The organism is Pseudacidovorax sp. DMC4, from assembly GCF_056314265.1.
This window is the reverse complement of sequence record NZ_JBQUYR010000008.1, coordinates 133,603-146,563: the sequence shown is the minus strand read 5'-3', so window position 1 is coordinate 146,563 and position 12,961 is coordinate 133,603. Positions and strand designations below refer to the sequence as shown.

Annotated in this window: 13 protein-coding genes; 5 read left to right on the top strand and 8 right to left on the bottom strand. The window is 70.8% G+C overall.

Annotation, left to right across the window (positions count from 1 at the left end):
- Positions 1-63: 63 nt before the first annotated feature.
- Both ACT54X_RS16380 and ACT54X_RS16375 read right to left on the bottom strand, forming a co-directional pair.
- The gene (locus tag ACT54X_RS16380) at positions 64-486 is read right to left on the bottom strand and encodes a hypothetical protein (RefSeq protein ID WP_294371092.1); all 423 of its coding nucleotides are present in this window, start codon (positions 484-486) and stop codon (positions 64-66) included.
- Positions 471-1,664, bottom strand: coding sequence for an MBL fold metallo-hydrolase (locus ACT54X_RS16375; protein WP_476347509.1), 1,194 nt, complete (start codon positions 1,662-1,664; stop codon positions 471-473). Before ACT54X_RS16375 ends, ACT54X_RS16380 begins: the two co-directional genes overlap by 16 nt.
- 155 nt (positions 1,665-1,819) lie before the next feature.
- Here ACT54X_RS16375 and ACT54X_RS16370 point away from each other — a divergent pair, with 155 nt between their 5' ends.
- The 4 genes from ACT54X_RS16370 (at position 1,820) to ACT54X_RS16355 (ending at position 5,901) form a co-directional block, all read left to right on the top strand.
- Positions 1,820-2,362, top strand: coding sequence for a hypothetical protein (locus tag ACT54X_RS16370; RefSeq protein ID WP_294371087.1), 543 nt, complete (start codon positions 1,820-1,822; stop codon positions 2,360-2,362).
- Positions 2,363-2,801: 439 nt separating this feature from the next.
- Positions 2,802-3,962, top strand: coding sequence for an alpha/beta hydrolase family protein (locus ACT54X_RS16365; protein WP_476347508.1), 1,161 nt, complete (start codon positions 2,802-2,804; stop codon positions 3,960-3,962).
- A 20-nt stretch (positions 3,963-3,982) separates the two neighbouring features.
- Positions 3,983-4,969, top strand: coding sequence for a Bug family tripartite tricarboxylate transporter substrate binding protein (locus ACT54X_RS16360; protein ID WP_476347507.1), 987 nt, complete (start codon positions 3,983-3,985; stop codon positions 4,967-4,969).
- Entirely contained in the window at positions 4,969-5,901 is a 933-nt protein-coding gene (locus tag ACT54X_RS16355) for a 2-hydroxyacid dehydrogenase (protein WP_476347506.1), read from the top strand. The genes ACT54X_RS16360 and ACT54X_RS16355 overlap by 1 nt, the downstream gene beginning before the upstream one ends.
- 27 nt (positions 5,902-5,928) lie before the next feature.
- Here the strand turns inward: ACT54X_RS16355 and ACT54X_RS16350 are convergent, their stop codons facing one another.
- Genes ACT54X_RS16350 through ACT54X_RS16335 form a run of 4 tightly spaced genes read right to left on the bottom strand, consistent with a single transcriptional unit; the run spans position 5,929 to position 10,188 of the window.
- Complete coding sequence (locus ACT54X_RS16350; protein WP_476347505.1) at positions 5,929-6,993, bottom strand: Bug family tripartite tricarboxylate transporter substrate binding protein; 1,065 nt, start codon at positions 6,991-6,993, stop codon at positions 5,929-5,931.
- Entirely contained in the window at positions 6,962-8,476 is a 1,515-nt protein-coding gene (locus ACT54X_RS16345; protein WP_476347504.1) for a sensor histidine kinase, read from the bottom strand. Before ACT54X_RS16345 ends, ACT54X_RS16350 begins: the two co-directional genes overlap by 32 nt.
- A complete protein-coding gene (locus tag ACT54X_RS16340; protein ID WP_476347503.1) occupies positions 8,457-9,122 on the bottom strand; it encodes a response regulator in 666 nt (221 codons plus the stop codon). Before ACT54X_RS16340 ends, ACT54X_RS16345 begins: the two co-directional genes overlap by 20 nt.
- Before the next feature lie 52 nt (positions 9,123-9,174).
- Positions 9,175-10,188, bottom strand: a complete 1,014-nt coding sequence (locus tag ACT54X_RS16335) for a Bug family tripartite tricarboxylate transporter substrate binding protein (protein ID WP_354321237.1) — start codon at positions 10,186-10,188, stop codon at positions 9,175-9,177.
- 248 nt (positions 10,189-10,436) lie between these two features.
- Between ACT54X_RS16335 and ACT54X_RS16330 the strand changes: the two genes are divergently transcribed.
- Positions 10,437-11,174, top strand: a complete 738-nt coding sequence (locus ACT54X_RS16330; RefSeq protein ID WP_476347502.1) for a transporter substrate-binding domain-containing protein — start codon at positions 10,437-10,439, stop codon at positions 11,172-11,174.
- 70 nt (positions 11,175-11,244) lie between these two features.
- Here ACT54X_RS16330 and ACT54X_RS16325 read toward each other — a convergent pair whose 3' ends face one another.
- Positions 11,245-11,880: a response regulator transcription factor gene (locus ACT54X_RS16325; RefSeq protein ID WP_294371065.1), complete on the bottom strand. Its 636-nt coding sequence runs from the start codon at positions 11,878-11,880 to the stop codon at positions 11,245-11,247.
- The gene (locus tag ACT54X_RS16320) at positions 11,877-12,935 is read right to left on the bottom strand and encodes a sensor histidine kinase (protein WP_476347501.1); all 1,059 of its coding nucleotides are present in this window, start codon (positions 12,933-12,935) and stop codon (positions 11,877-11,879) included. Before ACT54X_RS16320 ends, ACT54X_RS16325 begins: the two co-directional genes overlap by 4 nt.
- Positions 12,936-12,961: the final 26 nt, after the last annotated feature.

Genomic DNA, 12,961 nt, shown 5'->3' with positions numbered 1-12,961 from the left:
GTGAGGTCTCCAATGGGATCTAGCGTCCCCTGACCTTATCGGCGCACGCCTTTCGTCCGGCTTTCAGCGAGATGCCGTAGAAACCCTGGTCCGCAGCTGAGCTGGAAAGCGACCCACGGCAACGGCGCCCTGCGCGAAGGTCACGCGCACCACTACATCGTCGGCCGGCTGCAGGCGCACGCCGGGGAAGAAGAGCGCGTTGTCGCCCTGCGGCTTGCCGCCATGACTTTTCTCCATGCCGTTGCGGAGAACGATCAGCGTCGGCGTGCTGCCTGCCGTACGCACGCGCTCACCGTGGTCCTCGACGTAGAAGTGCAGGCCGTCGCGGCGCTGCACCAGCTCGAAGGAGGTCTCGCCATCGTTCATCACCCCGCCATGCTTGGGCGGCCAGTCGCCGTGGGCGAAGGCCACCCATGGCGACGCGGCCAGCAGCAGCGCACCAGTGCCCCGCACGAGGGCGCGGCGCGACTTCAGTCGTACTTGCATTCCAGGGCGCCCGCGCGCGGGTTGGGGAACTGCTGGCCGGGGCCGGGGCCGGTCGCCGGCAGGCCGTAGGCGGCCTTCATCTTGTCGTTGGCCACCACCTTCACGCCGTCGCGGCCATAGGTCCAGGCGTCGAAATAATTGGCCGGATAGATCTGCGGGACCTCCACCGTCTTCAGGAACTCCTTCAGCTTGGGCTGGTCGTCCTCGCTGTAGGCATAGTGCATGCCGTAGGTCAGGCTGAAGGACTGCCCGCCCGCCGCACGCGAATTGAGGTGGTGCGGCATGAAGGTCTTCACCTCGAACTCCGGGATCACCGTGCGGGCCTGGTAGACCATGCGCGACTCGGGTCCCCCTTGCCACACGTCGAAGCTCTTGAGACCCGCGGACTTGAGGGCGTCCTTGAGGTTCTGCAGCGGCGAGCCGTAGGTGGTGGTGACGTTCTGGCCGTTCTCCACCGTGGTGACCACGCGCGGTGCAGTGAGGTCGGGGCCGCCGGCGCCGCTGTCGGAGACGAACCAGCTGAGCGTCTCGCCCGTTTTGATCTTGGTGGTGAAGAGGAAACCGAAGGTCTCGGGGCCGCCGGTGCCGTTGCTGAACTCGTCGCAGTCCACGCTGTGCACCCAGCGCACGGCGCGGATCTGGGTGAAGGCATCGAGGTCGATCACCTCGCCGCCCTTGAGCCCCACGCATTGGTCGGCCGGGATTCCGTTGCTGCCCACCAGCGTGGCGCAGGCGGCTGGCGGTGCGTACACGCGCTTGCTCGTCTGCTTGGCCCACTCGGGCAGTTGCACGGAATGGTCGGGATGCACATGACCGAGCAGCACGACATCGACCGAGTTGCCGGCCACGCCATCGGTCAATGCCGTCAGGGCCTTGGTGACGGCGGCGGCATTGGCGGTGCGCCCGGAGTTCACGACTTCGCCGTCGAGCATCACGCCCTTGTCGCCGATCTGGTAGTGCCAGTTGGTGATGCCGAACCAGGTCATCCGTACATCGGCTGGTGCCTTGGCCAGCGGATCGACGGCAGGCGGCGGTGGCGGCGGCGTGCTGGGCTGTTCGGAAGAGGGGGGTGGGGGTGCCACGAGGTCCACGCTGGTCTGCTTGCTTCCGCCGCCGCATGCGGCCAGCAGCACCACGGCTGCGCAAACGCCCGTCAGGGCAAAGGTTCTGTTCATCATGTCTCCAGAGGTGCGGGCGCCACGGTGGCCCGCGCGCAGCGACCATAGAAGGTCGCGCCTTTCAATTGGCTTTCAGTTCGTCCTGGGACCTGTACCGATGGAATGCGGCTCCAGAGTGGGAACAATCGTGTGCTGCGCTTGGCCATTCCGAACCCATGACCTTTCCTCGCGTTGCCGACCCACCGCTCGCGCATCTCCTGCGTCGCGTTCGGCTCGCATGCGCCATGCTTGTCGTTGCTGGCGTCCAGGCAGCATGGGCAGACGACGCGCCTGTCGTTCAGCTGGGCGGGACCGTGATGCATGCTGACGCGACCCGCAGCCTGGCGCTCATGGCCGTGGGGCCGTCGGGCTGGCAGTTGTATCGAGCCCGTTCCGCCGTCACGCCGGAGTGGACGATCGAAGCCGTGCGCGTCGACGAGGTGGTGCTGCGCACCGTCGAGGGGCGGCGCATCGTGGTGACCCTGAGCGCGACCCAGGCGTCGGGGGCCGGGCCTGGCGCGCCGGTGTCGATGACGGGTCGCACGCCGCCTCTTGCTGCGACGGCTGTCGATCCCTTGGTGCAGACGCCCAGGCCGGCGCGGCCGGTGGCCGACCGCCTGCCAATGTCGCCGCAGCGGGCTGCGGCCTTGCGATCAATGCCTTCGACCGCATCGATCCAGGCGGCGCAGCGCGAATTCGAGCTGCCGCCGAACGACTGAGCGGCGTTCGCTCAGTCCGCCGCATTCGCTTCTGCCGAGGCACCGAAGGTGCGCGGGCGATGCATGCATCATCCGCGGCGATGCGAACCATCGCCAGATTCCATTGGTGCCGCCCTGTCCGCACTCCTATGCTGAGCGCCGCTCATCACGGCCTCACACGCACCCTCTCCGCCAGGCGACTCCGGCGGTCCGCGTGCATGCCAAGGCCGTGGGTCGGCAGTGATCGACACCGCCGCCCATCGAAGCACGACAGCATGCGCCCACGACGCTGATCGCAGAAGGAGACAAGACTGACCAAGACATCCGCCGCTGCCAGCCCGAGAGGCTGAAGCGCGACCCCCGCCGGCCTCCGGCTCGACGATCCGCCGCCTACCGCCCAGCACCCATGCGGTCCTGGTGGCGCAGCCGTGCGCGGTCGCTATCTTCAACAACCGAGACGATGTTCGAATACTTCCCTGACAACTACGCCTGGAGCCTGGCGGTGATGATGGCCGAGACCTGTGGTGGCGCCATCGGCGATATCGACGAAGCATGCAGGCCGCTGCGACCCTACGCCTCCGTCAAAGGCGACGCCTCGTCCCTCGCATGGACGCAGAGTTGGCTGAAGGTCGCCGACCGCGTGTCGGCGCAGGCCGAAGTCGACCGGCGCGCCGGTCGCGCCTTCAGTGCGGGACGCAAGCTGCAGCGCGCCTGCACCTACTACATGATGGCCGAGCGCCAGATGCGCCACGCCGACCCGCAGCGCATGCCGGTCTACCACCGCATGCTCGACAGCTTCGCGGGCTGGCAGGCCACGCTGGAGCAGCCCGTGGAGCGCTGCGCCGTGCCCTACGAAGGCAGCACGCTGCCGGCGCTGTTCGTACGCGCCGGCGACGGGCGGGGCCCCTGCATGGTGATGTTCGACGGCTTCGACATCATGAAGGAGACGATCTGCCTGATGCAGGTCCACGAGGAGTTCCGCCGCCGCGGCATCTCGATGCTGATCGTGGACCATCCGGGCGTGGGCGAGGCACTGCGCCTGCAGGGCCTGCTCGGCATGCCCGAGACCGAGCGTCCGGCACGCGCGAGCCTGGAATACCTGCTGGGTCGCGATGACGTGGACCCTGCGCGCATCGGCATCATTGCGCCATCGGCGGGCGGCTACCACGCCGTGCGTTCGGCCGCACTGGAGCCGCGCTTCGCCTGCTGTGTGGCCTGGACCGGCGTGTGGGACTGGGGCTCGCTCTTCGAGAAGCGCCTCAAGGGCCAACTCGCACAGGCGGTGCACTTCCATCTGGAACATGCCGAGTGGGTGTACGGCGCGCAGGGCGTCGAGGACGTCGTCGCGAAGATGGCGCCCATGCACCTGGGCGGCATCGCCGAGCGCATCCGCTGCCCGCTGCTCATCACCCACGGCGGGAATGACCGGCAGACGCCGGTGACCGAGGCGCACCAGGTCTACGCCGCCGCCGTCCACAGCGCGCGGCGCGAACTGCGGGTCTTCACCGCCGAAGAAGGCGGCTGCGAGCACTGCCACGTCGACAACCAGGCGCCTGCCACCGACTACATGGCGGATTGGGTGGCCGAGGTGCTGGGCGGACACACCGCGCCCGCGCGATGACCGCCACGAGGAGACAGAGCATGCCCACTTCCATCCCACGCCGCCGCGTGCTGACGGCGGCCGCCGCCGGTGCCGCCTCGCTCGCCTTCGGGGCCTCGGCCCAGAGTGGCTATCCCGACCGGCCCATCAAGCTGATCGTGCCGTTCGCGCCCGGTGGCGCCACGGACATCACCGCCCGGATGGTGGCGGACCGCCTGCGCATCGAGCTCGGCCAGCCCGTCGTCATGGACAACCGCCCCGGTGCCACCGGCACCATCGGCACTCAGGCGGCGATGCGCTCGCCGGCCGATGGCTACACGCTGATGTTCACGACCTCGACCAACCAGGTGATCGCGCCGCTCCTGCTGGAGAAGCCGCCCTACGACGGTGCGCGCGACTTCGCGCCGATCACGCTGCTGATCCACTATCTGGGCGTGTTGATGGTGAGCACCTCGGTGCCGGGCAGGACCCTGGCCGACTTCATGGCCTACGCCAAGCAGCGGCCCGGAAAGCTGAACTACGCCTCCTCCGGCGTGGGCAGCACCAACCACCTGCTGGGCGAGCTGTTCAAGAGCCGTACAGGGCTCGATCTGGTGCACGTGCCCTACAAGGGCTCTGCCGCCGCGGTGCAGGCCTTGGCCGCCGACGAGGTGCAGATGTACTTCGACACCGTGCCCAACGCGCAGATCTGGATGAAGCAGGGCAAGGTCAAGGTGCTGGCCTTGAGCAGCGACGCCCGCTCGAGCCTGATGCCCGGGGTGCCAACGCTGGTGGAACTGGGCGTGCTGGACGCCGGCGCAGACTACTGGATGGGGCTGATGGCACCGCTGGGCACGCCCGCGCCCGTCATCGCGCGCGTGCGCGAAGCGGCGGCCAGGGGGATGGCCTCGGCCGAGATGCAGCAGTTCGCGGCCAACGGGGGCGGCGAGATCAGCACCGGCACCCCCGAGCAGTTTGCGAAGCTGCTGGCCAATGAGCAGCGGCGCTGGGGCGAGGTGATCCGCCGCAACAACATTCGCGCCGAGTGATGGCGCTGCTGCTGCATGCGGGGCCCGTGCCCCTGCCGGAGTTGCGCGCCGCGGTGCAGGCGCACTGCGGCGACGAACTGCCCGTGCGCATCTGGCCCGATGTGGGAGATGCGACGGAGATCGAGTTCGCGCTCGTCTCGCGCATCCCGCACGGCGCGCTGCAGGCGCTGCCCCGGCTTCGCCTCGTGGGCTCGCTGCATGCCGGCGTGGACCACCTGCTGCGCGACGGCGGCATTCCCGCCGGGGTGCCACTGACGCGCCCGGTACCCCAGGGCGGCGATGTGCTCATGAACGAGTACGTGTTGACCCAGGTACTGCAGCTGCATCGCGAGCTGCCGGCCTATGCGCAGGACCAGCGCGCGCGGCGTTGGTGCAAACGGGCCCCGCTGCCCTTGCGCGCGCGTCGCGTCGGCTTCCTCGGTTTCGGTGCGATGGCGGCGCCCGCGGCACGCCTGCTGCGGCAGGTGGGCTTCGATGTGGCCGCGTGGGCGCGCCGGGGCCGGTCGGAGGACGGCATCCACGTCTTCGAAGGCGCCGCGGGCCTGCGGGCGCTGCTGGCCCGCTCGCAGATCCTGGTCAACCTGCTGCCGCTGACGCCCGACACCGAGAACCTGATCGACGCGCGCCTGCTGGCCCAACTGCCGGCGGGCGCCTCGCTGCTGAACGTCGGACGCGGCGAGCACGTGGTGGACGCCGACCTGCTGGCCGCGCTGGACAGCGGTCACCTCGCCGCCGCGGTGCTGGACGTCTTCCGGCATGAGCCGCTGCCACCCGAAAGTCCGTTCTGGCAGCACCCGCGCGTGGTCCTGACCCCGCATGCCTGCCGCAGCGTGGACATCGAGGCCGTGGTGGCACAGTTCGCCGAAGAGGTCGCGCGGGTGCGCGCAGGCCTGGCGCCGCTGCGTGCGGTGGACCGCGGCGCCGGCTATTGACGCTGGCCGCGGGAGCGGAGCAGCCCCTCAGCTGCCCGTGCGGCCCCACCGTCGCAGGCCCAGTTCCGTGGCCAGCTTCTGGTACTTCTCCAGCTCCGCTTCCACGAAGCCCTGCAGGGCCGGACCGGTCAGCGCGAAGGGGTAGAGCGCACTGCGGGCGAGCAGCTTCGCATAGCCTGGCGCCCTCATCGCTTCCTCGAAGGCGGCGGTCCAGGCGCGCAGCGCGGGCTCGGGCACGTCAGCGCTGAGGTACACGCCGCGCACGGTGGGCCAGACGATGTCGATGCCCTGCTCGCGCGCCGTGGGCACGCCCTGCAGCGCACCGCCCAGCCGCTCGGCTGAAAAGACCGCCAGGAAGCGCAGTGAAGCGCCGGCGTCCACGGCCTGGGCGGCTTCGGCGGCGTCGCCGCAGAACACGTCCACATGACGCCCCTGCAGCGCATTCAGTGCATCGCCGCCGCCTTCGAAGGCCACGAAGCGCATGGCCCTGTGGTCACCGCCGCTGGCCCGCACCAGCAGGGCCGCCTTCACCCAGTCCTGGCTGCCGACGGTGCCCCCGGCGCCGAAGGCCACGCGGCCGGGCTTGGCGCGCAGCACTTCCACCAGGTCCTGAAGCCGGCGGTAGGGCGAGTCGCGGTGCACGGCGATCACGCCATAGTCGGCACCGAGCAACGCCAGCCAGCGCACCGCCGAGACCGGGTGCGGGCCGAAGCGGCCTTGCGCGATGTTCAGCAGCGAGCCGCCGGAAAAGGCCACCAGCGTGCCGGGGCCGCCGATGCGCCCGGTGGCGATCTGGTCGAAGGCGAGGGCGCCGATGCCGCCGGGCAGGAAGCGCTGGCCCAGCGAGGGCCGCTGCGGCCGCACCGCCTGCAGGGCGTCGCGCGCCAGTGCGCAGGTGAGCGCGAAGCCACCGCCGGCCTTCGCCGGGATGACGCATTCGGCGGCCAGGACGCTTGGGTCCGGGATGGCCGGCAAGGGGGCTGCGGCGGCGGGGGCAGCGCCTGGCGCGCCCGCAGGCAGCACCAGGGCTGCGACGGCCCGCAGCAGCAACTGGCGGCGATCAGGTGGGCGTGCCGGGGTGTGATGCCTCATGGGTGTCTCCTGTCGTTCTTGCAGTGTCGGCGCGGCGGTCGCGGGGCCACCAGATCTCGGCATGCAGGCCGGACGATGGCGCACGGTCCAGCAGCCGCAGTTCGCCGCCATGCCGCTGGGCGATGGAGCGCGCGATGGCCAGCCCCAGGCCGAAGCCGCCCGGCCGCGCGCCGCTGCCGCGCTGGAAGCGCTGGCCCAGGCGCGCACGGTCCTCGGCATCCAGGCCGGGGCCGTTGTCCTCGACGGCCAGCAGCCAGCCCTGCGCATCGCTGCCGGACAGCAGCGTCACCGTCCCGCCATCGGGCGTGTACGCCACGGCATTGGCCACCAGGTTGGCGAAAGCCTCGCGCAGCAGATGGCGGTCGCCGAAGGCGGCCGGTGCGCCTGCCTCGGGCTGGATGCCCAGGTCGATGCGCTTGCGGCGGGCGGCCGGCAGCCATTGCAGCGCGACCTCACGCAGCAATTCGCCAGCGTCGAAGAGTGCGGCCTCCACCGGCACCGTGTCGCTGCGGCCCAGCGCCAGCAACTGCTGCGCGCTGCGCGTGGCACTGGCGATTTCGGCTTCGAGGGCGGCGAGCGCGTCCTGCACCATGCCTGGGTCCTGCTCACGGCGCGCATAGTCCACCTGCATCTGCAGCGTGGTGAGGTGGGTGCGCAACTGGTGCGACGCGTCGTCCAGGAACTGGCGCTGCAGCAACACCAGCTCCTGCGTGCGCGCCATCTGCCGGTTGACGGCCTCCACCAGCGGGCGGATCTCGGCTGGCAGGTTCTCCTGCGAGATGCGGTTCAGGTCCTCGGGCGGGCGCGCCTCGACCTCCTGCGCCAGCCGCAAGAGCGGCCGCAGCGCTGCCAGCAGCGCGGCCGTGGTGCCGCCCAGCATCAGGAGCAGCACCAGCAGGTCACGCAGGGCGGCACTGCGCACGAAGCGGGCGCTGAAGACCTCGCGCGACTGGGTGCCTTCGCCCACCTGGATCATCACGCGGCGCGCCGTGCTGCCGGCGGGCGCGCGCTCCAGCTCGCGCTCGTAGGCGGCCAGCCGCACCGGCTCGCCGAAGTACACCGCGTCGTAGAACACCGGCACGCCCAGGGGCGGCGGGGTGCCCGGCTGCGGGAAGTCGGCGCTGCCCAGTTCGACCAGCCCGTCGGAGGTGGCGACGCGAAAGAACACCTGGCCGCTCGCCGTCAGCTCGAAGAACTCGAACATGGTGTAGGGCATCTCCAGCGAGAGGCCGCCCGAGGCGGTGGAGATGTTGGCGTCGATGGACTTGAGGGCGCCCAGCAGCGAGCGGTCGTAGGCCGCGTTGGCGGATTCGAGCGCATCGTGCCGGGTCATCCACAGCTCCAGCGCCGTGACCGCCGCCAGCCCCGGCAGCAGGAGCAGGGCCAGCCGCTGCCACAGGCTGCTGCGCTGCAGCCAGCGCGCGACGCGCGACCGCAGTCCTCGTCCCGCGGTTGCGGCCGGCTCAGTCCGGCTCGAGCACATAGCCCAGCCCGCGCAGGGTGACGATGCGCGCGCCGCTGCCTTCCAGCCGCCTGCGCAGGCGGTAAACCAGCACCTCGACCGCCTCGGGATTCACCTCGTCCTGGTCCGAGAACACGCGGTCGATGATCTGCTGCTTGGACAGCGGCTCGCCGGTGCGCTGCGCCAGCGCCCGCAGCACGGCGGATTCGCGCGGCGACAGCGCGAGCACTTCGCCGTGCAGCGTGAACTGCCGTCGGGTGCTGTCGTAGACCAATGGCCCGCACGCCAGGCGCGGATGCTCCACGCCGCGGGCGCGGCGCACCAGTGCATGCAGGCGCGCCTCCAGTTCGGCAAGGGCGAAAGGCTTGGCGAGGAAGTCGTCGGCGCCCGCGTTCAGGGCCGCAACCTTCTCGTCGACCGAATCACGCGCGGTGAGGATCAGCGCCGGGATGCGCTGGTCGCGCTCGCGCAGGCGCTGCAGCACGCGGTGGCCGTCCAGTCCCGGCAGTCCCAGGTCCAGCACCAGGGCGTCATGGTCACGCTGCTGCAGGGCCCGGTCGGCGAGGCGACCGTCGTCCACCCATTCGACCTGGATGCCCGAATGCTCCAGCGCCCGGCACAGCCAGGTGCCGAGGGTGTGTTCGTCTTCCGCCAGGAGGATGCGCATGGTGGCCGATGCTAGCTGCGGCCCATGCCGCTTCGGCAGCCGGCAGCGCCGCTCAGTCGGGCTTGATGTTGGCGCGCGCGATGACCTTCTGCCAGCGGGCCTGCTCGGCCGCGATGAACTGCGCGAACTGCTCGGGGGTGCCGCCCACCACCTCGGCCGCATCGGCGCTCATGCGCTCCAGGGCCGGTGGCGACTTGGCGGCCTTCATCGTTTCGGCCGACAGCTTGGCCAGGTGGGCCGGCGTCATCGAAGCCGGGGCCATCATGCCGTACCACTGCGTCATCTCGAAGCCCGGGAAGCCCTGCTCGGCCACGGTGGGCACGTCGGGCAACTGCGGCAGGCGACGCGTGGAGCCGGTGCCGATGCAGCGCAGCTTGCCCGACTTGATGAAGGGAATCACGGCCGCCGCGCCGATGGCCGAGGCCTCCAGCCGGCCGGCCATCAGGTCGGTCAGCATGGGGCCGGTGCCCTTGTAGGGCACGTGCAGCATGAAGATGTCCGCGCTCATCTTCAGGTATTCCATGGCCAGGTGGCCGGCGCTGCCGTTGCCGGCCGAGCCGTAGCTCAGGCGGCCCGGGCGGGTCTTGGCATAGGCGACGAATTCCTTGAGGTTCTTGGCCGGCACGTCCGGATGGATCACGTACAGGCTGGGCACCTTGGCCAGCAGGCTGACGGGCTTGAAGTCCTTGTTGGGGTCGTAGGGCAGCTTGGCGAAGATGTACGGATTGACCGCCAGCGTGCCGATGTGGCCCAGGATGATCGTGTGCTGGTCGTCGGCGCGGGCCACGTCCTGCATGGCGATGTTGCCGGCCGCGCCCGGCTTGTTGTCGACGTAGACGCTCTGGCCCAGGGTCTTGCCCAGTTCGGCCGCGGTGGAGCGCGCGACGATCTCGGACGAGCCGCCCGGCGCGAAGGGCACCACGAAGCGCACCTGGCGCGTGGGCCAGCCGTCCTGGGCAAAGGCCAGATGGGGCAGGGCGCCGGCGGCCACGGACGCGGCGGCGCCCTGCAGCAGGCGGCGGCGGGTGGGCAGGGCGGGTTGGGCGAGCGGGTCGTGGTGCGTCATGGCGTCGTCTCCGGAACTGTTCTAGGGGCGCGGCGGCGAGGTCCGCCAGAAAAGAATTCGGCCCGGCCAGCGCGATGCCGGCCGGGCTGGAGCGCATGGTGCACAAGGCAAGCTGTCAAAAGGCTTTCAGCGCCTGGCAGTGGCGCTTGCGCCAACGCCAGGCGTCAGACACGTCGACGATGATCGGGTCGGTTCGGGGGCGGCCCTGCCGGCCCCGTCTTTTTTGGCCCGCTTCCAAGGAGTCCACCATGTCCCTCATCGATCCGGCCGTCGCGGCCGCCTTTGCGCCGCGCGGCGTGCTGCGCGCCTCCATCAACCTCGGCAATCCCATTTTGGCCCGCCGCGACGCGGACACCGGCGATGTGGGGGGTGTCTCGGTCGATCTGGCCCGCGCGTTCGCACAGAAGCTGGACGTAGGCCTTGAGCTGGCGGTGTTCGACACCGCGGCCGCGTCGGTGGCAGCGGTGAAGGCCGAAGACGCGGACATCGGCTTCTTCGCCATCGACCCGCTGCGCGGCGAGGGCATCCGCTTCACCGCGCCCTATGTGCTGATCGAGGGCGCGTACCTGGTGCGCGATGCCTCGCCGCTGCAGTCCAACGACGAGGTGGACCGCGCCGGCACCCGCGTCATGGTGGGCAAGGGCAGCGCGTACGACCTGTACCTGACGCGCGAACTCAAGGCCGCCACCATCGAACGCGCGCCCACCTCGCCGGCGGTGGTCGACAGCTTCATCGCCGAAGGCGCCGACGTCGCGGCCGGCGTCAAGCAGCAGCTGCAGGCGGATGCCGCGCGCATCGGCGGCCTGCGGCTGTTGCCGGGTCGCTTCATGGTGATCCAGCAGGCCATGGGCACGCCAAACAGCCGGGGCGGGGCCGCGGCCGCGGCGCTGGCCGCCTTCGTGGAAGAGGCCAAGGCCAGCGGCTTCGTGGCCGAGGCGCTGGCGCGGCACGGGATCGAGGGCGCGTCGGTGGCGCCTGCGGCCTGAGGGCCGCGCGGGGTGGCTGCGAGCGCGCCGCTCGCAGCGCGTGCCCTCCTGGCCGGTGAGTCTCGGCGCTTCAGCCCACGTCGCCCAGCCGGTCCGCCATCCGCACCAGCTCGGCCAGCGAGGCCGCCTGCATCTTGCGCATGGCTTGGCCGCGCCGCACCTTCACCGTGACCTCGCTCAGCTGCAGCTGCCAGGCGATCTGCTTGTTGAGCTGGCCCTGCACCACGAGGCGCACCACGGCCTGCTCGCCCGGCGTCAGCAGGGCCCAGCGCGCCCGCAGGTCCGCGCCCGCGGCTTCCTGCGCCAGGCGTTCGCGGTCGCAGGCGATGCCCTGGTGGATGGCATCGAGCAGGTCCTGCTCGCGGAAGGGCTTGGGCAGGAACTCGATGGCGCCGCCCTTCATGGCCTCCACCGCCATGGCCATGTCGCCGTGGCCGGTGATGAAGACCACGGGCAGGCCGATGCCGGTGGCCCGCATCTGCCGCTGGAAGTCCAGGCCGCTCTGGCCCGGCATGCGGACGTCGAGCACCAGGCACGCCGGGGCCGGTTCGCGGGGATGGGCCAGGAAGTCGCGCGTCGCGCCGAAGCCGATGGCGCGCAGCCCGACCGAGGCGAGCAGGTCTTCCAGCGCGGCGCGCACCGAATGGTCGTCGTCGACCACATAGACGATGGGTTCCGCGTCGGCGGGCGAGGTCGGCGGGGTCAAGGCAGCTTCTCCTGCAGGGCGGCGGGCAGGCTGAACCGGAACACCGCCCCCAGGCCGGCGGCGGGCTCGGCCCAGATGCGGCCGCCGTTGGCTTCGACGATGGTGCGGCTGATGCTCAGGCCGATGCCGATGCCCTGGGGCTTGGTGGTCCAGAAGGCGTCGAACAGGTGGGCCTGCACCTCCGGCGCCAGGCCAATGCCCGAGTCGCGGATGGTGAAGACCACGGTGTCGCCCTCGCGGGCGGTGTCGATGTGCACCTCGCGCCGCGCGCCGGGCGCGGCGGGCATGGCGTCGAGTGCATTGAGCAGCAGGTTGCCGATGACCTGTTGCACCTGCACCGGATCGGCCCACACCGGCGGCAGTCCGGCGGCCAATGCCTGGTGCAGGTCGATGCCCTCTTCCTGCAGCCGGTCTTGCGACAGCGCCACGATCTCGCGCACGCTGGCGTTGAGGTCGAAGCGGCTGGCCTGGGGCGGTTCGCCCCGCGTGAGGCTGCGCACCCGGGCGATGACGCTGCTGGCCCGCTCGGCATCGGCCTGCATGCGCTGCAGGGCCTGGCGCGCCTTGTCGAGTTGCGGCGGTGCCTGCGCCAGCCAGCGCTGGGCGGCATTGCCGCTGGTCACGATGGCCGCCAGCGGCTGGTTCAACTCGTGCGCAATGGAGGTGGTCAGGCCCGACAGGTTCTGCGCCCGGGCGATGCGTTCCAGCCGGGCCTGTGCCGCCTGCGCCGCGGCCCGGGCGCGTTGCATGCGCAGCACCAGCCAGGTCACCATGGCGATGGCCGACACGCTCAGGCCCATGTTGATCAGGCCGGCGTGGTAGTGGCCGCGCGGCGTGAGCATGAAGCTCAGCACCGTCATCGCGATGCACGCCATGCCCAGGGCGCGCAGCGCCCGCGGCTGGAGCGCCCGCTCGGCCGACAGCACCACCACCGCATAGAGCACCGCCGCCGCCACCTCGTAGTTGGTGAGCGTGTCCGCCACGAAGATGGCCGCCATCGCCACGGCCACGAGGGCGACGCGGAGGACGGAGCGGGTTCGGGCCAGGAGGAGCATGGTGCGGCGCGCAGCGAGGACCGTCA

Excerpts from the sequence above, each read along its gene's own strand:
- ACT54X_RS16380 (WP_294371092.1), bottom strand. The coding sequence starts at position 486 with ATGCAAGTACGACTGAAGTCGCGCCGCGCCCTCGTGCGGGGCACTGGT.
- ACT54X_RS16375 (WP_476347509.1), bottom strand. The coding sequence starts at position 1,664 with ATGATGAACAGAACCTTTGCCCTGACGGGCGTTTGCGCAGCCGTGGTG.
- ACT54X_RS16370 (WP_294371087.1), top strand. The coding sequence starts at position 1,820 with ATGACCTTTCCTCGCGTTGCCGACCCACCGCTCGCGCATCTCCTGCGT.
- ACT54X_RS16365 (WP_476347508.1), top strand. The coding sequence starts at position 2,802 with ATGTTCGAATACTTCCCTGACAACTACGCCTGGAGCCTGGCGGTGATG.
- ACT54X_RS16360 (WP_476347507.1), top strand. The coding sequence starts at position 3,983 with ATGCCCACTTCCATCCCACGCCGCCGCGTGCTGACGGCGGCCGCCGCC.
- ACT54X_RS16355 (WP_476347506.1), top strand. The coding sequence starts at position 4,969 with ATGGCGCTGCTGCTGCATGCGGGGCCCGTGCCCCTGCCGGAGTTGCGC.
- ACT54X_RS16350 (WP_476347505.1), bottom strand. The coding sequence starts at position 6,993 with ATGAGGCATCACACCCCGGCACGCCCACCTGATCGCCGCCAGTTGCTG.
- ACT54X_RS16345 (WP_476347504.1), bottom strand. The coding sequence starts at position 8,476 with ATGTGCTCGAGCCGGACTGAGCCGGCCGCAACCGCGGGACGAGGACTG.
- ACT54X_RS16340 (WP_476347503.1), bottom strand. The coding sequence starts at position 9,122 with ATGCGCATCCTCCTGGCGGAAGACGAACACACCCTCGGCACCTGGCTG.
- ACT54X_RS16335 (WP_354321237.1), bottom strand. The coding sequence starts at position 10,188 with ATGACGCACCACGACCCGCTCGCCCAACCCGCCCTGCCCACCCGCCGC.
- ACT54X_RS16330 (WP_476347502.1), top strand. The coding sequence starts at position 10,437 with ATGTCCCTCATCGATCCGGCCGTCGCGGCCGCCTTTGCGCCGCGCGGC.
- ACT54X_RS16320 (WP_476347501.1), bottom strand. The coding sequence starts at position 12,935 with ATGCTCCTCCTGGCCCGAACCCGCTCCGTCCTCCGCGTCGCCCTCGTG.